This is a genomic window from Streptomyces sp. NPDC014907, from assembly GCF_055562975.1.
This window is the reverse complement of the sequence record NZ_JBVHEG010000003.1, coordinates 486,075-507,010: the sequence shown is the minus strand read 5'-3', so window position 1 is coordinate 507,010 and position 20,936 is coordinate 486,075. Positions and strand designations below refer to the sequence as shown.

Here is a 20,936-nt window from a genome sequence, read left to right as displayed (position 1 = left end):
GGAGGCGTGAAGGAGGGAGAAGGCCATGCCGCACCTGCCGAAAACGGCTCCGGACATGCGACGACCCCCGCCGGGGGGGAGAGCGGGGGTCGTCTTCTCCGGCCGACTCGGGGGGGGGAGGAGTCGGACCGGGGTAGCACGGTCGCGAACGATCCGTGACTTCCATGGTGTACCCGAGAGCCTTCTCAGGCAAACCCACGCGCTCCAGCGTACGCCGAATGGCGGGCACCTATGCTCGGGGTCGTGGAAAACCACTCCTTGCCGCGCGCAGCCGCCTTCTTCGACCTGGACAAGACGGTCATTGCGAAGTCCTCGACGCTGACCTTCAGCAAGTCCTTCTACCGGGGCGGGCTGATCAGCCGCCGCGCCGCCCTGCGAACGGCCTACATCCAGTTCGTCTTCCTGGTGGGCGGGGCCGATCACGACCAGATGGAGCGGATGCGTGAATACCTTTCCGCGCTCTGCAAAGGCTGGAACGTCGCCCAGGTGAAGGAACTCGTCGCCGAGACCCTTCACGACCTGATCGACCCGATCATCTACGACGAGGCGGCCTCTCTCATCGAGGCCCACCACGCCGCCGGCCGGGACGTCGTCATCGTCTCGACCTCCGGCGCCGAGGTGGTCGAGCCGATCGGCGAGATGCTCGGAGCCGACCGGGTCGTCGCCACCCGCATGGTGGTCGGCGAGGACGGATGCTTCACGGGAGAGGTGGAGTACTACGCCTACGGTCCGACGAAGGCCGAGGCGGTCCGGGAGCTGGCGGAGTCGGAGGGCTACGACCTGTCGCAGTGCTACGCCTACAGCGACTCGGCGACCGACATCCCCATGCTGGAGGCCGTCGGCCACCCGCACGCGGTCAATCCCGACCGGACGCTGCGCCGCGAGGCCGTCGCCCAGGAGTGGCCGGTCCTGGTCTTCGACAAGCCGGTCCGGCTCAAGCAGCGGCTTCCCGCGTTCCGGATGCCGCCCCGGCCCGCGCTCGTCGCCGCGGCGGCCGTGGGAGCGGCGGCGGTCGGGGCCGGGATCGTCTGGTACGCCGCCCGGCGCCGCCAGGTCACCTCCGCCGCCCGTCGAACGGCCGCTTCCGCCCGGTTCTGAGCCCGGGGAAGAGAAGCGGAATCAGCACTTTCGCTTCCATCCCGGGAGGAGTACAAAGGAAGCAGGCCCGCGAGACCTGAGGCATCCGAGAGGATCACCTGTTGAGCAAGAAGGCCCCACGGACCTAGCACGGAAATCCGGCACCCACGCGACGTCGACCCGTCGATTACGGGCCAGCCGCACCAGGCCACGGGCAAAGCACCCGGCCTGATGGGCACCTATCGAGGACGCTTGGTAACTGGACGGACGTGCCGGCGGCGGTACCTGAAGAGGTGCCGCCGCACCCCTTTCCGGGAATGAGGGCGGGCCCGGGAGCAGATCCGGCGTCCACACCCCGGGCCGGGGTGGTCCGCGGGAGGGTCCTCAGGCCGCGCCGCGCTGGAGCGCCTCGCAGACGGCCGTCGATTCCCGGACCCCCAGCCCGACCGAACGCCCGCAGTGCGCGATCCATCCGCCCACGCCGTCCGGGGTGCCGGACAGGTATCCCTCGAACGCGGCGAGGTACGCCGCCCGTCCCTGTTCCGCGTGACCGACCTCGGCCGGGCAGATCGCCTTGGGGTCGAGACCGCTGCCGACCAGCACGATCCGTTCCGCGGCCCGGGCGACCAGGCCGTTGTACGAGGTGAAGGGGCGCAGTGCGAGGAGTTCGCCGTGGACCACGGCGGCCGTCACGAGCGCCGGGGCCTCACCGCCCGCGACGATCAGCTCCGCGAGGCCGTCGAGCCGTCCGGCCACCTCCGCGGGCGTCGGGACGGGGCCTTCGACCAGCGGTTCGTCGACCTCCTCGCCGTCCAGCCGGGGCCGGCCCACCGAGTCGCCCGGTTCACCTGCGGCGACCAGGTGGAGACGGGCGAGCACCCGCAGCGGCGACTGACGCCAGATGGAGAGGAGCTGCCCGGCCTCGGCCCCCAGGCGCAGGGCTGCGCCGACCGTGCGGGCCTCGGGGTCGCCGCTGAAGTCCGTGCGCCGCCGGACCTCTTCCAGCGCCCAGTCGGCACCGGACAGGGCCGCCGAACCGCGCGCCCCGCGCAGCGCCGCCTCGGAGGAGATCTCGTTGCTGCGACGGCGCATCACGCGGTGGCCGTAGACCCGGTCGACGGCCTTGCGTACCGAGTCCACCGCTTCGGCGACGCCCGGGAGGGAACCGAGGGCGGCCAAGGGGTCAGAGGCGTGCGTACTCATAAGTAGGGAGGCTACGCGCCCGGGGGCCCCGCCCCACGATGGAGTGGTCTTCTTCACGCACTCCGGCCACACCGAGCGATCATGCCGCTACCCTAGGTGAACATGAAGATCGCTTTCGTGGGGAAGGGCGGCAGCGGCAAGACCACGCTGTCCTCGCTCTTCATCCGCCACCTCGCCGCCAATGAAGCCCCCGTCGTCGCCGTGGACGCCGACATCAACCAGCACTTGGGCGCCGCGCTCGGCCTCTCCGAGGCCGAAGCCGCCGCGCTGCCCGCGATGGGCGCGCACCTGCCGCTCATCAAGGAGTACCTGCGGGGCACCAACCCGCGGATCGTCTCCGCCGACACGATGATCAAGACGACGCCGCCCGGGGAGGGTTCGCGGCTGCTGCGGGTCCGCGAGGACAATCCGGTCTACGAGGCGTGCGCGCGCCCGGTCCCGCTGGACGACGGAGAGATCCGGCTGATGGCGACCGGACCCTTCACGGAGTCGGACCTCGGGGTCGCCTGCTACCACTCGAAGGTGGGAGCGGTGGAACTCTGCCTCAACCACCTGGTCGACGGTGCCGACGAGTACGTGGTCGTCGACATGACGGCGGGCTCGGACTCCTTCGCGTCCGGCCTGTTCACCCGTTTCGACATGACCTTCCTGGTCGCCGAGCCGACCCGCAAGGGGGTCTCGGTCTACCGCCAGTACAAGGAGTACGCACGGGACTTCGGCGTCGCGCTCAGGGTCGTCGGCAACAAGGTGCAGGGCCAGGACGACCTCGACTTCCTGCGCGAGGAGGTCGGCGAGGACCTCCTCGTGACCGTGGGCCACTCGGACTGGGTCCGCGCGATGGAGAAGGGCCGCCCGCCACGCTTCGAACTCCTGGAGGCGGAGAACCGCATGGCGCTCCAGGCCCTCCAGGACGCGGTGGACGACTCGTACTCCCGGCGTGACTGGGAGCGCTACACGCGCCAGATGGTCCACTTCCACCTGCGCAACGCGGAGAGCTGGGGCAACGCCAAGACCGGGGCCGACCTGGCGGCGCAGGTCGACCCCGGTTTCGTGCTCGGTGAGCCGGTGGCCGTCTCGCAGTCCGGCTGACGGCTTCCGCCCGGGTGGCCGGCCCCGGTCAGCCCGCCGACCGGGGGGCCGTGCCCGCCGGAGCCCCCGCGGGGACGGCGGGCGACGCGGGCTTCGCCGGCTGGGGGGCGAGGAAGTCCTTCCAGCCGGCCGCCGGGGCCTGGCCTACCTTGAGGGTCCGCATCTTGGCGATGACGTCGGGGTCCTGGGCGTCGAGCCAGTCGGCGAGCTGGCGGAAGGAGACGCACTTGACGTCCTTCTGCACGCAGACCTTGGCGATCGTCTCCTCGACGGCCCGCATGTACGTGCCGCCGTTCCAGGACTCGAAGTGGTTGCCGATGATCAGCGGCGCGCGGTTGCCCCGGTAGGAGCGTTCGAAGGCCTGCACCAGGCCGTCCCGCATCTGGTCCCCCCAGTGACGGTGCTGGGAGGGATCGCCCTGGGTGGTGCCGGGCGACTGGTTGACCAGGAAGTTGTAGTCCATGGACAGCGTCTGGAAGGCGCGGCCCGGGACGGGCACGAGCTGCAGCGACAGGTCCCAGAGGCCCATGTCCTTCTTGGGCCAGATCTGGTCGTTGACGCCGCTGGTGTCGTAGCGGAAGCCCATCTGCGCCGCCGCCCGGACGAAGTTCTTCCGCCCCTCCAGGCAGGGGGTGCGGGCGCCGACGAGTTCCTTGTCGTAGTCGAAGGGGAGCGGCTGCTCGGTGCGCAGGCCCGCGTTCGTCTTCCAGCTCTTGACGAAGGACTTGGCCTGGTTGATCTCGCTCTTCCACTCCTCGACGGACCAGGTGCCCACGCCGCCGTCGGCACCGCAGAAGTGCCCGTTGAAGTGGGTGCCGATCTCGTTGCCGTCCTGCCACGCCCCGCGGAGTTCACGGACGGTGGCGCGGATGCCCTCGACGTCGTTGAAGCCAATATCAGAACGGCCCGCGCTGTGCTGGGGCGGGTCGTAGAGGTTCCGCTTCTCCTCGGGCAGCAGGTACACGCCGCTGAGGAAGTACGTCATGGTGGCGTCGTACTTCTTGCCCACCTCGCGGAAGTGGGAGAACAGCTTCTGGCTGTCCTCGCCCGCGCCGTCCCACGAGAAGACGACGAACTGCGGCGGGGTCTCCCCCGGCTTGAGGCGCTGCCACACGGGCTGGCGGGGCTGGGCGCCGGTGAAGGCGGTCGATCCGTCGCCGATCAGGCGGGGCGCCGTCTGCGGGGCTGCGGCCTGGCCCTTCTTGGCGCCCGCACCTCCGGCGGGCGTGCCCCGTGCGGCGTCGTCGGAGCCCGAGCACCCGGCGAGACCGGTGATCAGGGCGACGGTGAGGGCGCCGGCGGCGAGCGCCCTCCTCTGGGCAGTGGTCCTTCTCCCGGCGGCTGTCATCCGCCCACCTCTCCTCGGTTCCGTGCGAGCGGCGCCAACGTCGCACCGCGACAGCCGGAGAGATGAAACGACAAGCTGAAGAATGGCCGCCTACCACCGGATCGGGTGAACAGTTGCCCTGTTTGCCCGTATAGTCCCACCTCGATCTTTACTCTCCATTACGATTCATTTACCGAGCGTTGATCCTCCATTCGAGAGGCCTCGCCGGGTATCCCGCCGCTGTACGCCGTGACCCCACGGCCGCGAGCCCCCGCGTCCGTCGCGCACGAGCCGCGACCGCGCCGCCCCGGAGGAGACGGGAACATGACCCTCTGCACCCCTGACCGCACGACCACCAGGCCCCGCGTCCAACGGCCCCACAGCCCCCCGGGCGGGCCGCGTCGCTTCCGCGTCGCGGGCGCCGACCTGTCCGCGTCCATCGCCGTCTTCCTGATCGCGCTGCCGCTCTCGCTCGGCATCGCACTCGCCACCGGAGCCCCGCTCCAGGCCGGTCTCGTCGCCGCCGCCGTCGGCGGCCTCGTCGCCGGCCGCCTCGGAGGCTCCCCGCTCCAGGTGAGCGGTCCCGCCGCCGGCCTCACCGTCGTGACCGCCGAACTCATCCAGCTCTACGGCTGGCGCACCACCTGCGTCATCACCGTCCTCGCCGGCCTCGCCCAACTCGGACTCTCCGTCCTGCGCGTGGCCCGTTCGGCTCTCGCCGTCTCGCCCGCGATCGTGCACGGCATGCTCGGCGGCATCGGCGTCACCATCGCCCTGGCCCAGCTCCACATCGTGCTCGGCGGCACCCCCCAGAGTTCCGCCGTCGACAACGCCCTCGGGCTGCCCGCCCAGTTGGCGCGCGTCCAGCCGGCCGCGTTCGCCGTCAGCGCGCTCACCGTGGCCGTACTCCTGTGCTGGCCGCGGCTGCCGGGCCGGGCGGGAAGACACGCCCGGAAGGCTCCGGCCGCGCTCGTCGCGGTGGCGGGCGCGACGGCCGTGGCGACGCTCGCCGGACTCGCCGTACCCCGCGTCGACCTGCCGTCCTGGAGCAGTCACGCCCTGCCCGGCCTGCCCGAGGGACCGGTTCTCGGCATCGCCGCCGGCGTCCTCACGATCACCCTGGTCACCAGCGTGCAGTCGCTGCTCTCCGCCGTCGCGGTCGACAAGCTCGTCGCCGCCCGCCCCGACCACGGCCTGGGCATCCCGCGCACCGCCCTCGACCGGGAGCTCGCGGGCCAGGGCGCGGCCAACGTGGTCTCCGGCGCGCTCGGCGGACTGCCGGTGGCCGGAGTCGCGGTCCGCAGCGTCGCCAACGTCTCGGCGGGCGCGGTGAGCCGCGCCTCCACCATGCTGCACGGCCTGTGGGTGATGCTCGCGGCCCTGCTGCTCGTGCCCGTGCTCGACCTGATCCCGCTGCCCGCGCTCGCCGCGCTCGTCATGGTCGTCGGCATCCAGATGGTCAGCATCACCCACATCCGCACGATCACCCGCCACCGCGAGGTCGTCGTCTACGCGGCGACGCTCTCCGGGGTCGTCCTCGTCGGCATCCTGGAAGGGGTCGCCCTCGGCATCGCCGTGGCCGTCGCGGTCGCCCTCCACCGGCTCTCCCGCACCCGGATCACCCGTGAGGAGCGGGACGGGCACCACCTGCTGCGCGTCCGGGGCCAGCTGACCTTCCTCGCCGTGCCCCGGCTGAGCCGGGCCCTGCACCAGCTGCCGCCGGGTTCCGACGTGGTGGTCGAGCTGGACGGGTCCTTCATGGACCACGCGGCCTACGAGACCCTGAGCGACTGGACGGCCGGGCACCTCGCGCACGGCGGCACGGTCGAGACGACCGGCTCCTCCGGCGCCCGGATCGCCGCCCCCTCTCCCGGCACCGTCCCGCACCCCTGCTGCCGCCCCTGGACCCCGTGGCACAACCACCAGTGCGGGCAGCCGCCGGGGAAGGCGGACGGGACCACCGGCCGCGACGACGAACGGCCCGCGCCACGGACCGCACCGGGACTGAAGCTGGCGAGCGGGATCGGCAACTTCCAGCGGAACACCGCCCCGCTCGTGCGGGACGAACTCGCCCGGCTCGCCCGGGAGGGCCAGCGTCCCTCACAGCTCTTCCTGACCTGCGCCGACTCCCGTCTGGTCACCAGCATGATCACGGCGAGCGGTCCCGGCGACCTCTTCACCGTGCGCAACGTCGGCAACCTCGTCCCGCTCCCCGGCGAGGAGAGCGGGGACGACTCGGTGGCGGCGGCCATCGAGTACGCGGTCGAGGTGCTGCGGGTCGAGTCGATCACCGTCTGCGGCCACTCCGGGTGCGGCGCGATGCAGGCCCTCCTGAACGGCGGTCCGGACGACGCGCCGTCCCCGCTCCGCCGCTGGCTCCGGCACGGCCGGCCCAGCCTGGAACGGATGGCGAGCAGGCGCCACGCCTGGGCCCGGATCGCGGGACGCCTCCCGGCCGACGCGGTCGAACAGCTCTGTCTGACCAACGTGGTGCAGCAGCTGGAACACCTGCGGGCGTACGAGTCGGTGGCACGCCGGCTCGCCGACGGCAGCCTCACGCTGCACGGCATGTACTTCCACGTGGGCGAGGCCCAGGCGTATCTGCTGGGCGGCACGGCGGAGCCGCAGGGTTACGACGACGTCTTCACCCGGGTCGTGCCGGCCGAACCGGAGGCGGCGCACGCGTCCTGAGCGTCCGCCCCGCCGCACCCGGGCCCCGCGTGTTCCGAACCGTCCGCTCCGGCCGGCCGTGAGAACGTGTGGCCCCTTCTCCCCGCCGCTCGGGAAGAAGGGGCCCCGCGCCGGTTCACTCATAGGTCTAAACCAATTTCCTGGTTGCTCTTGTCACCCGGGCATCTGACTGATGAGCTATGACGCGGGACACATACGCACAGAGGACGCCCTGGGAAAGGGAGATGTCGTGAGCAACGAAAGCCTGGCCAATCTGCTTCGCGAGGAGCGCCGCTTCGCGCCGCCCGCCGAGCTGGCGGCGGACGCCAATGTGACGGCGGAGGCGTACGAGCAGGCCGGGGCGGACAGGCTGGGCTTCTGGGCCGAGCAGGCCAAGCGCCTGACCTGGGCCACCGCGCCGACCGAGACCCTCGACTGGTCGAACCCGCCGTTCGCCAAGTGGTTCGCGGACGGCGAGCTGAACGTGGCGTACAACTGCGTCGACCGGCACGTCGAGGCCGGCCACGGCGACCGGGTCGCCATCCACTTCGAGGGCGAGCCGGGCGACAGCCGCGCGATCACCTACGCCGAGCTCAAGGACGAGGTCTCCAGGGCCGCCAACGCCCTGACCGAGCTGGGCGTGCGCAAGGGCGACCGGGTCGCCGTCTACCTGCCGATGATCCCCGAGGCGGCCATCACGATGCTGGCCTGCGCCCGCGTCGGCGCCGCCCACTCGGTGGTCTTCGGCGGCTTCTCGTCCGACGCGGTGGCCTCCCGCATCCAGGACGCCGACGCCAAGCTGGTCGTCACCGCCGACGGCGGCTACCGGCGCGGCAAGCCGAGCGCCCTCAAGCCGGCCATCGACGAGGCCGTCACCAAGTGCCCGCAGGTCGAGCACGTCCTCGTGGTCCGCCGCACGGGCCAGGACACCGCCTTCACCGAGGGCCGCGACGTGTGGTGGGACGACATCGTCACCCGCCAGTCCGCCGAGCACACCCCGGAGGCGTTCCCGGCGGAGCACCCGCTCTTCATCCTCTACACCTCGGGCACCACGGGGAAGCCGAAGGGCATCCTCCACACCTCCGGCGGCTACCTCACCCAGACCGCCTACACCCACCACGCCGTCTTCGACCTCAAGCCGGAGACCGACGTCTACTGGTGCACCGCCGACATCGGCTGGGTCACCGGCCACTCGTACATCGTCTACGGCCCGCTGGCCAACGGCGCGACGCAGGTCATGTACGAGGGCACCCCGGACACTCCGCACCAGGGCCGGTTCTGGGAGATCGTGCAGAAGTACGGCGTCACCATCCTCTACACGGCGCCCACCGCGATCCGCACGTTCATGAAGTGGGGCGACGACATCCCCGCGAAGTTCGACCTGTCCAGCCTCCGCGTCCTCGGCTCGGTCGGCGAGCCGATCAACCCCGAGGCCTGGGTCTGGTACCGCGAGCACATCGGCGCGGGCAGGACCCCGGTCGTGGACACCTGGTGGCAGACCGAGACCGGCGCGATGATGATCTCGCCGCTGCCGGGCGTCACCGAGGCCAAGCCGGGCTCCGCCCAGCGCCCGCTGCCGGGCATCTCCGCCACCGTCGTGGACGACGAGGCCAACGAGGTGCCGAACGGCGGTGGCGGCTACCTGGTCCTCACCGAGCCGTGGCCGTCGATGCTCCGCACCATCTGGGGCGACGACCAGCGTTACGTCGACACGTACTGGTCCCGCTTCGAGGGCAAGTACTTCGCGGGCGACGGCGCCAAGAAGGACGAGGACGGCGACATCTGGCTCCTCGGCCGGGTCGACGACGTCATGCTCGTCTCGGGCCACAACATCTCGACCACCGAGGTCGAGTCGGCCCTCGTCTCCCACCCGGCGGTGGCCGAGGCGGCCGTCGTCGGCGCCGCCGACGAGACGACCGGCCAGGCGATCGTGGCCTTCGTGATCCTGCGGGGCACGGCGAACCAGGACGACGGCCTCGTCGACGAGCTGCGCAACCACGTCGGCGCGACCCTCGGCCCGATCGCCAAGCCGAAGCGCATCCTGCCGGTGGCGGAGCTCCCGAAGACCCGCTCGGGCAAGATCATGCGCCGTCTGCTGCGCGACGTGGCGGAGAACCGGGAGCTGGGCGACGTCACCACGCTGACCGACTCCTCGGTCATGTCCCTCATCCAGACCCAGCTGCCGGCCGCCTCCAGCGAGGACTGAGCCCCGGCGGTACGACGTGAGGAACGCCCGTCCCGGTCCGGGGCGGGCGTTCCCGTGTGCTCACGCTCCCGGAGGTACAGAAGAGACGAAACAGGACAATCCGCATAGGCTGCTTCTCGCCGGATGCCCCACCGCCTCCTTGGGTAGGGTGTGAGTCGCGTCAAAGGCGCGACAGAAGGACCTAGGTGCGCCGGGAAGTCTGGTCGGCATGTGCTTCGCCCTGCCCGCCCGACGGAGGTTCCCACATGTCCGCCCCCACCGACCGCAAGCTCCTCGGGCTTCTGCCCCTGCCGGAGCGTCGCCATCTCGCCGACGCCCTGCGCACCGAGACCGTCGGCGGCGTGCTGCTGCTCCTCGCCGCCGTCGCCGCCCTGATCTGGGCGAACACCCCGCTGAGCGGCAGTTACGAGTCCGTACGGGAGTTCCATCTCGGCCCCGCCGCCCTCGGCCTCGACCTGTCGGTCCAGCACTGGGCCGCCGACGGCCTCCTCGCCGTCTTCTTCTTCGTCGCCGGTGTCGAACTCAAGCGCGAACTCGTCGCGGGCGAACTGCGCGACCCCCGGGCCGCCGCGCTCCCCGTCATCGCCGCCCTCTGCGGCATGGCCGCGCCCGCCCTGGTCTACACCCTGGTCAACGTCCTCGGCGACGGCCCGCTCGACGGCTGGGCCGTCCCCACCGCGACCGACATCGCGTTCGCGCTCGCCGTCCTCGCGGTCATCGGCACCTCACTGCCGTCCGCGCTCCGCGCCTTCCTGCTCACCCTCGCCGTCGTCGACGACCTCTTCGCGATCCTGATCATCGCGGTCTTCTTCACCGGCGACCTGAACTTCGCCGCGCTCGGCGGCGCCCTCGCCGGCCTCGCCGTCTTCTGGCTGCTGCTCCGCAAGGGGGTCCGCGGCTGGTACGTCTACGTACCGCTCGCCCTGGTGATCTGGGGCCTGATGTACAACAGCGGCATCCACGCCACCATCGCGGGCGTGGCCATGGGCCTGATGCTGCGCTGCACCACCCGGGAGGGCGAGGAGCACTCCCCCGGCGAGCGCGTCGAGCACCTCGTCCGCCCGTTCTCGGCCGGCGTCGCGGTGCCGCTGTTCGCCCTCTTCTCCGCCGGCGTCAGCGTCTCCGGCAAGTCGCTCGGGGACGTCTTCACCCAGCCGGTCACCCTCGGCGTCGTCCTCGGTCTCGTCCTCGGCAAGGCGATCGGCATCTTCGGCGGAACCTGGCTCGCCGCCCGCTTCACCCGCGCCGAACTCAACCCCGAACTGAACTGGCCCGACGTCTTCGCCCTCGCCACCCTCGCCGGGATCGGCTTCACCGTCTCCCTCCTCATCGGCGAACTCGCCTTCACCGGGGACCCGGTCCTCACCGACGAGGTGAAGGCCTCCGTCCTGGCCGGCTCGTTCGTCGCGGCCGTCCTTGCCACCGTCCTGCTGAAACTGCGGGTGCGGAAGTACGCCGCCCTCTGCGCCGAGGAGGACCGCGACGAGGACCAGGACGGCATCCCGGACATCTACGAGGAGAACAGCCCCGAGTACCACCTGCGGATGGCCGAGATCCTCGAGAGGAAGGCCGCCGAACACCGTCAGCGCGCCCAAGTGGCGGGGGCACCGAGCGACGGGGCCGACCGTCCGGCATGATCTGAGTCGGACCGTAGACGAGCAGAGGGAGCAGCGATGAGCGACCTGTACGACAAGGCCGAGCCCAGCCTCGGTCAGCTGGTCGCCTCGGCGACCGCCGAGATGTCCGCACTGGTGCACGACGAGATCGCCCTGGCCAAGGCCGAACTGAGGCAGGACGTCAAGCGCGGCGCGATCGGCAGCGCGGCGGGCATCTCGGCCGCCGTGGTCCTGCTGTTCTCGCTGCCGATGCTGAGCTTCGCCCTCGCCTACGCCATCAACACCTGGACCGGCGGGCACAACGGCCACGGGGGCTGGAACCTCGTCTGGTGCTTCCTGCTCTCCTTCGCCGCGAACGTCCTCCTCGCGGGCCTGCTCGGCGCCCTCGCGTACTCCAAGTTCAAGAAGGTCAAGCCGCCGGAGAAGTCCATCGCGTCGGCCAAGCGGACGGCCGCGATCGTCCAGAACGTCAAGCCCCACCCGCGTCCCGAGCAGCCCAAGGCCCTGGACAAGGCCACCGCTGTGGGACGCTCCTCGGTATGACCCTCCCCGAGAGCAGCACCGCCGGCGGGCCCGTACGGCTCGACGGGCCGTGGACCCATCGGGACGTGGCCGCCAACGGCGCCCGCTTCCACATCGCCGAGATGGGCGACGGCCCGCTGGTGCTGCTCCTGCACGGCTTCCCGCAGTTCTGGTGGACCTGGCGCCACCAGCTGCCGGCCCTCGCCGAGGCGGGGTTCCGGGCCGTGGCGATGGACCTGCGCGGAGTGGGCGGCAGCGACCGCACGCCGCGCGGTTACGACCCCGCCAACCTGGCCCTCGACATCACCGGGGTCGTCCGCTCCCTGGGCGAGCCGGACGCCGCCCTCGTCGGCCACGACCTGGGCGGCTACCTCGCCTGGACGGCGGCCGTGATGCGGCCCAAACTGGTGCGCCGGCTGGTGGTCTCCTCGATGCCGCACCCGCGCCGCTGGCGCTCCGCGATGCTCTCCGACGTCGCCCAGTCGCGGGCCGGTTCGCACGTCTGGGGCTTCCAGCGTCCGTGGCTGCCGGAACGTCAGCTCGTCGCGGACGACGCCGCGCTCGTGGGCCGGCTGATCCAGGACTGGTCGGGACCGCGTCCGGACGTGGACGAGGAGGACATCGACGTGTACCGGCGGGCGATGCTCGTCCCGTCGACGGCGCACTGCTCGATCGAGCCGTACCGCTGGATGGTGCGGTCGCTCGTCCGTCCGGACGGCGTCCAGTTCAACCGGCGCATGAAGCGCCCGGTGCGGGTGCCGACGCTCCATCTGCACGGCTCGCTGGACCCGGTGATGCGGACCCGCAGCGCGGCCGGTTCGGGCGAGTACGTGGAGGCGCCGTACCGCTGGCGGCTCTTCGACGGCCTCGGGCACTTCCCCCACGAGGAGGACCCGTTGGCCTTCACCACGGAGCTCGTCGACTGGCTGAAGGACCCCGAGCCCGACCGCTGACGCGCCGTCTTCCCTCCCCGCCCCACGCGGAGTTGCCCCGGCCGGCCATGTGCCCCGCGCATACTCCAATTGGCGGGCCCCGGAGGGGTTACCGACCTTGGGCCACGGGCACACGTCGGGTATGGGCTGGACGCACGACTACGGTGACACGACAGCACGCGACCACGGCTCGGCAGCCGGGTCGGGGCCCCTCGGAAGAGGTGGTTCTCCGGAGGAGATCCGGGCGCACGCCGTGCAGGGGGTGGGGATCTCGCGCATCCTGCGCCGCCGGGCCCGCTGGGTCTCGGCCCGGCTGAGGCATTCCCGCGACTGACCTCCGGCGGGGGCCGGGGTGACGCTTCCGCACCGGCGCCCCGGGTTCTCCCGGGGCGCCGGCGGACGGAAGGGACGGAGAGGTCAGAGGGCGCAGCCCTGGGTGTCGACCTGCTGGGCGGCGGTCCGGCCGAGTTCGATGTCCTCGTGGATCTCGTCGGCCGTCAGGGCGTAGCCCGTGTTCGCGTCGTCGCGGGAGCGGGCGAAGATCACGCCGTACACCTCACCCTTCTCGGTGAGGAGGGGTCCGCCGGAGTTGCCCTGACGGACCGTCGCGTACAGCGAGTACACGTCCCTGTTCACCGTGCCCCGGCTGTAGATGTCCGGGCCGTCCGCGCTGATGCGGCCGCGCACCCGCGCCGAGCGCACGTCGTACGAACCGTTCTCGGGGAATCCGGCGACGATCGCGCCGTCACCGCTGCGGGCGTCCCCGTCGGTGAAGGCGAGCGGGGTGGCCTTGAGGTCCGGCACGTCCAGGACGGCGATGTCGCGCTGCCAGTCGTAGAGGACGACCTTGGCGTCGTAGAGCCTGCCCTCCCCGCCTATCTGGACGGTCGGCTCGTCGACGCCGCCCACGACGTGCGCGTTGGTCATGACGCGGCGATCGGCGAAGACGAAGCCGGTGCCTTCGAGGACCTTGCCGCAGCTCGGTGCGGTGCCGACGACCTTCACGATGGAGCGCTGGGCGCGCGCGGCGACGGGGCTGTCCATGAGCGCCGGGTCGGGCGGCAGCACCGGGGTGATCGGCTCGTTGACGAAGGGGCTGAAGACCGGCGGGAAGCCGCTGCGGGCCAGGGTGGAGCGGAAGTCGGCGAACCAGCCGGACGACTGGTCCGGCATCACCCGTTCGATGCCGAGCAGGACCCTGGAGTTCCGCACCTCCTTGGCCACGGTGGGCAGCGAGGTGTTGGCGATGAGCGACCCGATCAGCCAGGCCACGAGCAGCATCGCGACGACGTTGACCAGGGCGCCGCCGGTGGCGTCGAGTGCGCGCGCGGGCGACCAGGTGATGTGCCGGCGCAGTTTGTTGCCGAGGTGGGTGGTGAAGGCCTGGCCGACCGAGGCGCAGACGATGACCACCATCACGAAGACGACCGTCGCCGTGGTGGAGACCTCGCTGTTGTCGGTCAGCTCGTTCCAGAGGACCGGGAGCAGCAGAACGGCGACGAGGCCGCCGCCGAGGAATCCGATCACCGAGAGGATGCCGACCACGAACCCCTGGCGGTAACCGATGATCGCGAACCACACGGCGGCGAGCAGCAACAGGATGTCCAGCACGTTCACCGTCAATAGCCTCGCAGATTCTTTCCGGTCGCCCGGGGGTCCGGCCCGCCGGGGGTCCGGCCGCCGGGAGTCAGCCTGTCATGAGCGCCGGTCGAGCGGGACCTGCCGGGACCTGTCCCAGGGCAGCTCCCAGCCGGCGAAGTGGAGCAGCCGGTCGATCACCCCGGCCGTGAAGCCCCACACCAGGGTGGACCCGACCAGGAACGCGGGGCCCCGGTGGCCGCTCGGGTGGAGGGAGGTCACGCGGTTCCGGGGGTCCGTGAGGTCCGCCACGGGCACGGTGAAGACGCGGGCGGTCTCGGCGGGATCGACGACCCCGACCGGGCTCGGGTCCCGCCACCAGCCGAGGACGGGGGTGACGACGAAGTGGCTGACCGGGATGTAGAGCGGGGGCAGCACGCCGAAGAGCTGAACGCCGTCGGGGTCGAGTCCGGTCTCCTCGCGGGCCTCGCGCAGGGCGGCGCGCAGCAGTCCGCCGTCCGCCGGCGGGCCGTCCTCGGGATCGAGGGCGCCCCCCGGGAAGGAGGGCTGTCCCGCGTGCGAACGGAGGGTGCCGGAGCGCTCCATGAGGAGCAGTTCGGGGCCGCGCGCGCCCTCGCCGAAGAGGACGAGCACGGCGGACTGGCGGCCGTCCCCGTTCGCGGGCGGCAGGAAACGGCTCAGCTGCTCGGGCCGGACCGTACGGGCGGCCCGGTCGACGGGGGCGAGCCAGGCCGGCAGGCCGTCCCGGCTGATCAGGCCGTCGGCCACGGCCCCCGGGACCGTACGGCCGTGGCTCTCCTGCCCATGGGCCCGTCGCTCATGGGCCTCTTCGTCAGTGCGCGTCATAGGCACCCCCAGTGGTTCACAACGCGGTGGGTGGACGGGTTCGTTCCCGGCGCCCCGGCCGATACGGACCGGGGGCCTGACGGACCGGACGGCCGATACGGAACGGGTGGGACCGGGCGGCCGGGCGGGACCGGGCGTTCGAGCGGGCCGGGCGTTCGAGCGGCCAGGCGGGGTCGGGCGGTCGGGCGGGACCGGCCGGGGCAAGGCCGAACGGCCCGGACGGGGGCTCAGCCGCTCGCGCCCAGGGGCGGCGCCGGACGGCCCGGGTAGTCGGGCGGCGGGTTGAGCCGCTGGCCCGGGAAACCGCCCTTCTCGTACTTGAGCAGCTTCCTCGCCTTCTCGGGATCGGTCTCGCCCTCCCCGTACGACGGACAGAGGTGGGTGATCGGGCAGGCGCCGCACGCGGGCTTGCGGGCGTGGCAGATGCGGCGGCCGTGGAAGATCACCCGGTGCGAGAGCATGGTCCACTCGCCCTTCGGGAAGATCGTGGCGACCTCGGCCTCGATCTTCACCGGGTCGTCGGACGTGGTCCACCTCCAGCGCCGGGCGAGACGCATGAAATGGGTGTCGACGGTGATGCCGGGCACCCCGAAGGCGTTGCCGAGGACGACGAAGGCGGTCTTGCGGCCGACGCCGGGGAGTTTGACGAGGTCCTCCAGGCGGCCGGGCACCTCGCCTCCGAAGTCGTCCCGGAGGGCGGCGGAGAGCCCCATGATCGACCTGGTCTTGGCGCGGAAGAAACCGGTCGGCCGGATCAGCTCCTCCACCTCCTCGGGGACGGCGGCGGCCAGGTCCTCCGGCGTGGGGTACTTCGCGAAGAGGGCGGGGGTGGTCTGGTTGACCCGCAGATCGGTGGTCTGGGCCGAGAGGACCGTGGCGACGAGCAGTTCGAAGGGGTTGCGGAAGTCCAGCTCGGGGTGGGCGTACGGATAGACCTCGGCCAGCTCGCGGTTGATGCGGCGCGCCCGGCGGACCATCGCGAGCCGCGACTCGGGCTTGGCCGAGGACTTGGCGGCGGGCTTGGTTGCGGGCTTCACCGGAGACTTGGCCGACGGTCCGGCCGGGGCCGGGGCGGTCGACGGCGCGTCCGGTCGCCCGCCCGACGGCTCGGCGGATTTCCGTTTCGCGGCTTTTGCCCGCTTCGACACACCCTGTTCGCCCACAGCGGAATTACTTTCGGCCGTCACTCTTCCAGCCCCCTTGGCCTGCGCTCTCACCGGCGAGTTGGACACGCGGCCAGCCTAGGGGCCGCCACCGCCGTCTGCCCCGGGCACGGCCGATCAGCCCCCGATCGGGTCCCCGACGTACGGAGGGGTGGCGCGGTGCGTCAAACTTGTTGTGATTGATCGCACTGTTTTGTGCGTCCGGCATTATGGGATGCGGGTCCCATGAGCAGGTCGACAGTATGGAGAGAACTCGTGGACGACGTTCTGCGGCGCGCCCCGCTCTTCGCGGCGCTCGATGACGAGCAGGCTGCCGAGCTGCGCGCCTCGATGAGTGAGGCGACGCTCGCCCGTGGCGACGCCCTCTTCCACGAGGGCGACCCCGGCGACCGCCTGTACGTGGTCACCGAGGGCAAGGTGAAGCTGCACCGCACCTCCCCCGACGGCCGCGAGAACATGCTGGCCGTCCTCGGCCCCGGCGAGCTCATCGGCGAGCTGTCCCTCTTCGACCCGGGCCCGCGCACCGCCACCGCGACCGCGCTGACCGAGGTCAAGCTGCTCGGCCTGGGCCACGGCGATCTCCAGCCCTGGCTGAACGCCCGCCCCGAGGTGGCCACCGCGCTGCTGCGCGCGGTCGCCCGCCGGCTGCGCAAGACCAACGACCAGATGTCCGACCTGGTCTTCTCCGACGTGCCGGGCCGTGTCGCCCGCGCGCTCCTCGACCTGTCGCGCCGCTTCGGCGTGCAGTCGGAGGAGGGCATCCACGTCGTCCACGACCTCACCCAGGAGGAGCTGGCCCAGCTGGTCGGCGCCTCCCGCGAGACGGTCAACAAGGCGCTCGCGGACTTCGCCCAGCGCGGCTGGCTGCGCCTGGAGGCCCGTGCCGTGATCCTGCTGGACGTGGAGCGCCTCGCGAAGCGCTCGCGGTAGGCGCGGTACCCCCTCGCGCACGCGGAAGGCCGCCCCCGACCGACGGGGGCGGCCTTCCGCGTGCGTGTGCGCGTACGGGCGGGTCAGCGCTTCGTGCCGTCCACGATCACCGGGGCCGAGCCGCCGTTCGCGCAGGGCACGGTGTAGACCGGGTTCTTCTCCGCGGCCTCCTTGAAGGCGTCGATGCACTGGTTCATCAGGACCTTGTCGGTCAGCGAGTCGTTGAGGATCTTGTTGGCGCGGGCGATGCCCTCCGCCTCGATCCGGCGCCGGTCGGCCTCCGCCTTGGCGGTGCGGGAGGCCTCGGTGGCCCGCTCGGTGGCCTGCTGCTGCTGGATCTTGCGGTCGATCTGGCCCTGGAGGGCCTCTGAGGGCTTCACGTTGCGCAGGTTGACCGTGGTCACGTCGATGCCGCGCGGCGCCAGCCGCTCCTTGACCAGGGTGGCTATCTCGGCGTTGATCTTCTCGCGGTCGGAGGCGTACCCCTGCTCGCTCGTGTAACGGGCGAAGACGTTGCGGACGATCTCGCGGCTGTCCGGGAAGACGAGCCGCTGCTGGATGGCGTCCTCGCTGCCCGCGAGCTTGTAGAGCTCGACGGACTTGGCCGGGACGACCGCCCACTTGACCGTCACCTCGGCGTACATGACGCCGCCCTGGGAGGAGCGGACCTCGACCACGTCCTTGTCGGAGAGGTTCAGGTCGACGGGGCGGGTGGAGAAGGTGGTGACGCTGGTGAACGGCGACTTCAGGTGCAGGCCCGACGTCATGGGCGAGCCCACCTTGCCGAAGGCGACCGGTACGCCGACCTCGTACGCGCTGATCACGTACGTCATGCTCGCGATCAGCGAGAGGAGGCCGGCGACCACGGCGCCGAGGGCGCCCAGCTTCAGGCCCTTCGACTCGTTGGAGCGGCCGACGAAGTAGAGCACCACTGCGGCGACGAGCAGCAGGACGGCGATGACGAACACGGGCGTTCCCCCCAAGAACCACGGCCATGAGTAAGCGGAACGTAAAGGTAGAACACGGTCCGGACCGGGTGTAGGGGCGGGGGCCGTCTCGGGACAGGATCGTGACGCCGTCGGCCCGCCCGGCACGCCGGCCCACCGACACGCCGGTCCACCGGTCCACCGACACTCCGGCCCACCGGTCCCCCGGCCGGACGGTCCGAGCCAGGGGGGAGCCCGGGAGCAGCCGGCTCGTCCCGACCTTCCCGTCTAGATCAACCCGCGCTCCCGCAGGTACTCCAGCTGCGCCCGTACCGACAGCTCGGCCGCCGGCCACAGGGAGCGGTCCACGTCCGCGTACACGTGGGCGACGACCTCGGGCGCCGTGCGGAGGCCGTTCTCGGCCGCCGTCTCGACCTGGGCGAGCCGGCTCGCCCGGTGCGCGAGGTAGAACTCCACGGCTCCCTGCGCGTCCTCCAGGACCGGTCCGTGGCCCGGCAGGACCGTGCGCACCCCGTCGTCCACGGTCAGCGAGCGCAGCCGCCGCAGCGAATCCAGGTAGTCGCCGAGCCGCCCGTCCGGATGCGCGACCATCGTCGTCCCGCGCCCCAGGATCGTGTCCCCCGTGAGGACCGCCCGGTCGGCGGGGAGGTGGAAGGAGAGGGAGTCCGCGGTGTGCCCGGGCGTCGGGACGACCCGCACCTCCAGCCCTCCGACCGTCACCACGTCCCCCTCGCCGAGTCCTTCGTCGCCGAGGCGGAGGGCCGGGTCGAGGGCCCGTACGGGCGCACGGGTCAGCTCGGCGAAACGGCCGGCGCCCTCCGCGTGGTCGGGGTGGCCGTGGGTCAGCAGGACGAGCGCGATCCGTTTGCCCAGCTCTCCGGCGGTCTCGACCACGCGGCGCAGGTGGCCCTCGTCCAGCGGGCCGGGGTCGACGACGACGGCCAGCCCGGAGCCGGGTTCGGAGAGCAGCCAGGTGTTGGTGCCGTCGAGGGTCATCGCGGACGGGTTCGGTGCCAGGACGTTCACGGCGCGGTCGGTCGCGGGCCCGGAGGTCACGCGTCCGCGCGGCTGCCCGGGCAGGGCGGCGGCGTCGCTCATCACGCACCCCCGGCGGGAATGATCTTGGTGAACTCCTCGTGCCCCGGCCAGCTCAGGACCAGCCCCCCGTCCTCCAGGCGCGCCCGCGCGAGCACGGGGGCCAGGTCCCGCGTCTCCGCCGCCGCGAGCGCCTCCGCCACCGTGGCGTACGGCTCCAGGGCGCGCAGGGTCGAGATCGTCGGCGGCATCATCGTCAGCTCGCCCCGGTCGTATCCGGCCGCGGCCTCCGCCGGGCGGATCCAGACCGTGCGGTCCGCCTCGGTGGAGGCGTTCCGGGTGCGCTGCCCGGCCGGGAGCGCGGCCACGAAGAACCACGTGTCGTACCGGCGCCGCTCGAACTCGGGCGTGATCCAGCGGGCCCACGCGCCGAGCAGGTCCGAGCGCAGGACGAGCCCGCGCCGGTCGAGGAAGTCGGCGAAGGACAGGTCCCGGGCGACCAGCGCCTCCCGGTCCCGCTCCCACTCCTCGCCCGTCGTGTCCCGGACGATCCCTTCCCCGGTCTCCCCGGCGAGCAGGACGCCCGCCTCCTCGTACGTCTCGCGCACGGCGGCGCAGACCACGGCCTGGGCCTGCGCGGGGTCGTCGAGGCCGAGACGGGCCGCCCAGGTCTCCAGGGACGGGCCGGCCCACCGCACCGGCTGTTCGTCGCGCGGGTCGACGCCGCCGCCGGGGTAGGCGTACGCGCCTCCCGCGAAGGCCATCGAGGTGCTGCGGCGCAGCATGTGGACGTCGGGTCCGGCGGCGGCGTCCCGCAGGAGCAGGACGGTGGCGGCGCGCCGGGGCGTCACCGGGGTCAGCTCACCGGCGGCGAGGGCCCGGATGCGGTCGGGCCACTCCGGCGGGTACCACTGACCGTTCGACTGCTTCGACTGACCATTCGACATGGCCGGATGCTATGCGCAAGGACACGAATGCACGAGGGCCGACCGCCCCGGGAGGCCGGCCGGCCGCGCGCGTACGGGCCGGGGTCAGTCCTCGACCAGCTCCACCTGCACCTCGACCTCGACCGGGGCGTCGAGCGGCAGCACGGTCACGCCGACGGCGCTGCGCGCGTGCACGCCCTTCTCGCCCAGGACGGCGCCGAGCAGTTCGCTGGCGCCGTTGATGACGCCGGGCTGCCCGGTGAAGTCGGCGGCGGAGGCGACGAAGCCCACGACCTTCACGACGCGCTTGACGCGGTCGAGGTCACCGGCGACGGACTTCACGGCCGCGAGGGCGTTGAGCGCGCAGGTGGCGGCGAGCTGCTTGGCCTCCTCGGCGGTGACCTCGGCGCCGACCTTGCCGGTCACCGGAAGCTTGCCCCCCACCATCGGGAGCTGGCCCGAGGTGTAGACGTACGCGCCCGACCGCACGGCCGGCTGGTAGACGGCCAGCGGAGGCACGACCTCCGGCAGGGTCAGGCCCAGCTCGGCGAGCTTCGCCTCGACGGCCCCGCTCACGACTTGGGCCGCTTCAGGTAGGCCACGAGCTGCTCGGGGTTGTTCGGCCCGGGCACGACCTGGACGAGCTCCCAGCCGTCCTCGCCCCAGGTGTCCAGAATCTGCTTGGTCGCGTGCACCAGAAGCGGCACCGTGACGTACTCCCACTTGGTCATGGCCCGACTGTATCCGCTGCCGGTGGACGGGTCCCCGGAGGCCGTCCCCGAACTCCCCCCTAGGGATCTTCTCCGGGGCGGCCTCCTGATTGGGCGCCGCCGCCAATGGTTAGGCTC

General features: G+C 72.0%; 19 protein-coding genes. 9 read left to right on the top strand and 10 right to left on the bottom strand.

Annotated features, from left to right (window positions below; genetic code table 11):
* Positions 1-231: 231 nt before the first annotated feature.
* Positions 232-1,098, top strand: a complete 867-nt coding sequence (locus ACZ3IL_RS11485) for an HAD family hydrolase (protein ID WP_467388988.1) — start codon at positions 232-234, stop codon at positions 1,096-1,098.
* Positions 1,099-1,461: 363 nt separating this feature from the next.
* Here the strand turns inward: ACZ3IL_RS11485 and ACZ3IL_RS11480 are convergent, their stop codons facing one another.
* Positions 1,462-2,280 carry a Fic family protein gene (locus ACZ3IL_RS11480; RefSeq protein WP_467388986.1) on the bottom strand — a complete coding sequence of 273 codons (819 nt, stop codon included), beginning with the start codon at positions 2,278-2,280 and terminating at the stop codon, positions 1,462-1,464.
* A gap of 102 nt (positions 2,281-2,382) precedes the next feature.
* On the opposite strand from ACZ3IL_RS11480, the gene ACZ3IL_RS11475 reads away from it, so the two are divergent.
* Entirely contained in the window at positions 2,383-3,369 is a 987-nt protein-coding gene (locus ACZ3IL_RS11475; protein WP_467388984.1) for an ATP-binding protein, read from the top strand.
* 28 nt (positions 3,370-3,397) lie between these two features.
* On the opposite strand, the gene ACZ3IL_RS11470 is transcribed toward ACZ3IL_RS11475, so the two are convergent.
* Entirely contained in the window at positions 3,398-4,717 is a 1,320-nt protein-coding gene (locus ACZ3IL_RS11470) for a polysaccharide deacetylase family protein (RefSeq protein WP_467388982.1), read from the bottom strand.
* A 303-nt stretch (positions 4,718-5,020) separates the two neighbouring features.
* Between ACZ3IL_RS11470 and ACZ3IL_RS11465 the strand changes: the two genes are divergently transcribed.
* From ACZ3IL_RS11465 to ACZ3IL_RS11440, 6 genes are all read left to right on the top strand, one after another.
* On the top strand, positions 5,021-7,387 hold the full coding sequence (locus ACZ3IL_RS11465; protein WP_467388980.1) for a SulP family inorganic anion transporter: 2,367 nt from the start codon (positions 5,021-5,023) through the stop codon (positions 7,385-7,387).
* A 229-nt stretch (positions 7,388-7,616) separates the two neighbouring features.
* The gene (gene acs / locus ACZ3IL_RS11460) at positions 7,617-9,572 is read left to right on the top strand and encodes an acetate--CoA ligase (protein ID WP_467388978.1); all 1,956 of its coding nucleotides are present in this window, start codon (positions 7,617-7,619) and stop codon (positions 9,570-9,572) included.
* 245 nt (positions 9,573-9,817) lie between these two features.
* Positions 9,818-11,209 carry a Na+/H+ antiporter NhaA gene (nhaA, locus tag ACZ3IL_RS11455; RefSeq protein ID WP_467388976.1) on the top strand — a complete coding sequence of 464 codons (1,392 nt, stop codon included), beginning with the start codon at positions 9,818-9,820 and terminating at the stop codon, positions 11,207-11,209.
* Positions 11,210-11,245: 36 nt separating this feature from the next.
* Positions 11,246-11,731, top strand: a complete 486-nt coding sequence (locus ACZ3IL_RS11450) for a phage holin family protein (protein WP_467388974.1) — start codon at positions 11,246-11,248, stop codon at positions 11,729-11,731.
* Complete coding sequence (locus ACZ3IL_RS11445) at positions 11,728-12,663, top strand: alpha/beta fold hydrolase (RefSeq protein WP_467388972.1); 936 nt, start codon at positions 11,728-11,730, stop codon at positions 12,661-12,663. The genes ACZ3IL_RS11450 and ACZ3IL_RS11445 overlap by 4 nt, the downstream gene beginning before the upstream one ends.
* A gap of 121 nt (positions 12,664-12,784) precedes the next feature.
* A complete protein-coding gene (locus tag ACZ3IL_RS11440; RefSeq protein WP_467388970.1) occupies positions 12,785-12,976 on the top strand; it encodes a hypothetical protein in 192 nt (63 codons plus the stop codon).
* Between the two features lie 83 nt (positions 12,977-13,059).
* On the opposite strand, the gene ACZ3IL_RS11435 is transcribed toward ACZ3IL_RS11440, so the two are convergent.
* The 3 genes from ACZ3IL_RS11435 to nth form a co-directional block, all read right to left on the bottom strand.
* The gene (locus ACZ3IL_RS11435; protein ID WP_467388968.1) at positions 13,060-14,259 is read right to left on the bottom strand and encodes a MarP family serine protease; all 1,200 of its coding nucleotides are present in this window, start codon (positions 14,257-14,259) and stop codon (positions 13,060-13,062) included.
* A 78-nt stretch (positions 14,260-14,337) separates the two neighbouring features.
* Complete coding sequence (locus ACZ3IL_RS11430) at positions 14,338-15,087, bottom strand: NUDIX hydrolase (RefSeq protein WP_467388966.1); 750 nt, start codon at positions 15,085-15,087, stop codon at positions 14,338-14,340.
* A gap of 227 nt (positions 15,088-15,314) precedes the next feature.
* Positions 15,315-16,319 carry an endonuclease III gene (nth, locus tag ACZ3IL_RS11425; protein ID WP_467388964.1) on the bottom strand — a complete coding sequence of 335 codons (1,005 nt, stop codon included), beginning with the start codon at positions 16,317-16,319 and terminating at the stop codon, positions 15,315-15,317.
* Between the two features lie 186 nt (positions 16,320-16,505).
* Between nth and ACZ3IL_RS11420 the strand changes: the two genes are divergently transcribed.
* Entirely contained in the window at positions 16,506-17,180 is a 675-nt protein-coding gene (locus ACZ3IL_RS11420) for a Crp/Fnr family transcriptional regulator (RefSeq protein WP_015034542.1), read from the top strand.
* A gap of 83 nt (positions 17,181-17,263) precedes the next feature.
* On the opposite strand, the gene ACZ3IL_RS11415 is transcribed toward ACZ3IL_RS11420, so the two are convergent.
* The 5 genes from ACZ3IL_RS11415 to ACZ3IL_RS11395 form a co-directional block, all read right to left on the bottom strand.
* Positions 17,264-18,148 (bottom strand): prohibitin family protein, encoded by an 885-nt coding sequence (locus ACZ3IL_RS11415; protein WP_467388962.1) that lies wholly within the window; start codon positions 18,146-18,148, stop codon positions 17,264-17,266.
* A gap of 246 nt (positions 18,149-18,394) precedes the next feature.
* The gene (locus ACZ3IL_RS11410) at positions 18,395-19,225 is read right to left on the bottom strand and encodes an MBL fold metallo-hydrolase (RefSeq protein WP_467388960.1); all 831 of its coding nucleotides are present in this window, start codon (positions 19,223-19,225) and stop codon (positions 18,395-18,397) included.
* Entirely contained in the window at positions 19,225-20,109 is an 885-nt protein-coding gene (locus tag ACZ3IL_RS11405) for an NUDIX hydrolase (protein ID WP_467388958.1), read from the bottom strand. Before ACZ3IL_RS11405 ends, ACZ3IL_RS11410 begins: the two co-directional genes overlap by 1 nt.
* An 84-nt stretch (positions 20,110-20,193) precedes the next feature.
* Entirely contained in the window at positions 20,194-20,664 is a 471-nt protein-coding gene (locus ACZ3IL_RS11400) for a RidA family protein (protein ID WP_467388956.1), read from the bottom strand.
* The gene (locus tag ACZ3IL_RS11395) at positions 20,661-20,819 is read right to left on the bottom strand and encodes a DUF4177 domain-containing protein (protein WP_106969341.1); all 159 of its coding nucleotides are present in this window, start codon (positions 20,817-20,819) and stop codon (positions 20,661-20,663) included. Before ACZ3IL_RS11395 ends, ACZ3IL_RS11400 begins: the two co-directional genes overlap by 4 nt.
* Positions 20,820-20,936: the final 117 nt, after the last annotated feature.

What these genes read in the sequence shown, in the direction of transcription:
- ACZ3IL_RS11410 (WP_467388960.1), bottom strand. Translation starts at nt 19,225, where the DNA reads ATGAGCGACGCCGCCGCCCTGCCCGGGCAGCCGCGCGGACGCGTGACC.
- ACZ3IL_RS11450 (WP_467388974.1), top strand. Translation starts at nt 11,246, where the DNA reads ATGAGCGACCTGTACGACAAGGCCGAGCCCAGCCTCGGTCAGCTGGTC.
- ACZ3IL_RS11405 (WP_467388958.1), bottom strand. Translation starts at nt 20,109, where the DNA reads ATGTCGAATGGTCAGTCGAAGCAGTCGAACGGTCAGTGGTACCCGCCG.
- ACZ3IL_RS11440 (WP_467388970.1), top strand. Translation starts at nt 12,785, where the DNA reads ATGGGCTGGACGCACGACTACGGTGACACGACAGCACGCGACCACGGC.
- ACZ3IL_RS11430 (WP_467388966.1), bottom strand. Translation starts at nt 15,087, where the DNA reads ATGACGCGCACTGACGAAGAGGCCCATGAGCGACGGGCCCATGGGCAG.
- ACZ3IL_RS11465 (WP_467388980.1), top strand. Translation starts at nt 5,021, where the DNA reads ATGACCCTCTGCACCCCTGACCGCACGACCACCAGGCCCCGCGTCCAA.
- ACZ3IL_RS11470 (WP_467388982.1), bottom strand. Translation starts at nt 4,717, where the DNA reads ATGACAGCCGCCGGGAGAAGGACCACTGCCCAGAGGAGGGCGCTCGCC.
- ACZ3IL_RS11480 (WP_467388986.1), bottom strand. Translation starts at nt 2,280, where the DNA reads ATGAGTACGCACGCCTCTGACCCCTTGGCCGCCCTCGGTTCCCTCCCG.
- ACZ3IL_RS11485 (WP_467388988.1), top strand. Translation starts at nt 232, where the DNA reads ATGCTCGGGGTCGTGGAAAACCACTCCTTGCCGCGCGCAGCCGCCTTC.
- ACZ3IL_RS11445 (WP_467388972.1), top strand. Translation starts at nt 11,728, where the DNA reads ATGACCCTCCCCGAGAGCAGCACCGCCGGCGGGCCCGTACGGCTCGAC.
- nhaA (WP_467388976.1), top strand. Translation starts at nt 9,818, where the DNA reads ATGTCCGCCCCCACCGACCGCAAGCTCCTCGGGCTTCTGCCCCTGCCG.
- ACZ3IL_RS11475 (WP_467388984.1), top strand. Translation starts at nt 2,383, where the DNA reads ATGAAGATCGCTTTCGTGGGGAAGGGCGGCAGCGGCAAGACCACGCTG.
- ACZ3IL_RS11395 (WP_106969341.1), bottom strand. Translation starts at nt 20,819, where the DNA reads ATGACCAAGTGGGAGTACGTCACGGTGCCGCTTCTGGTGCACGCGACC.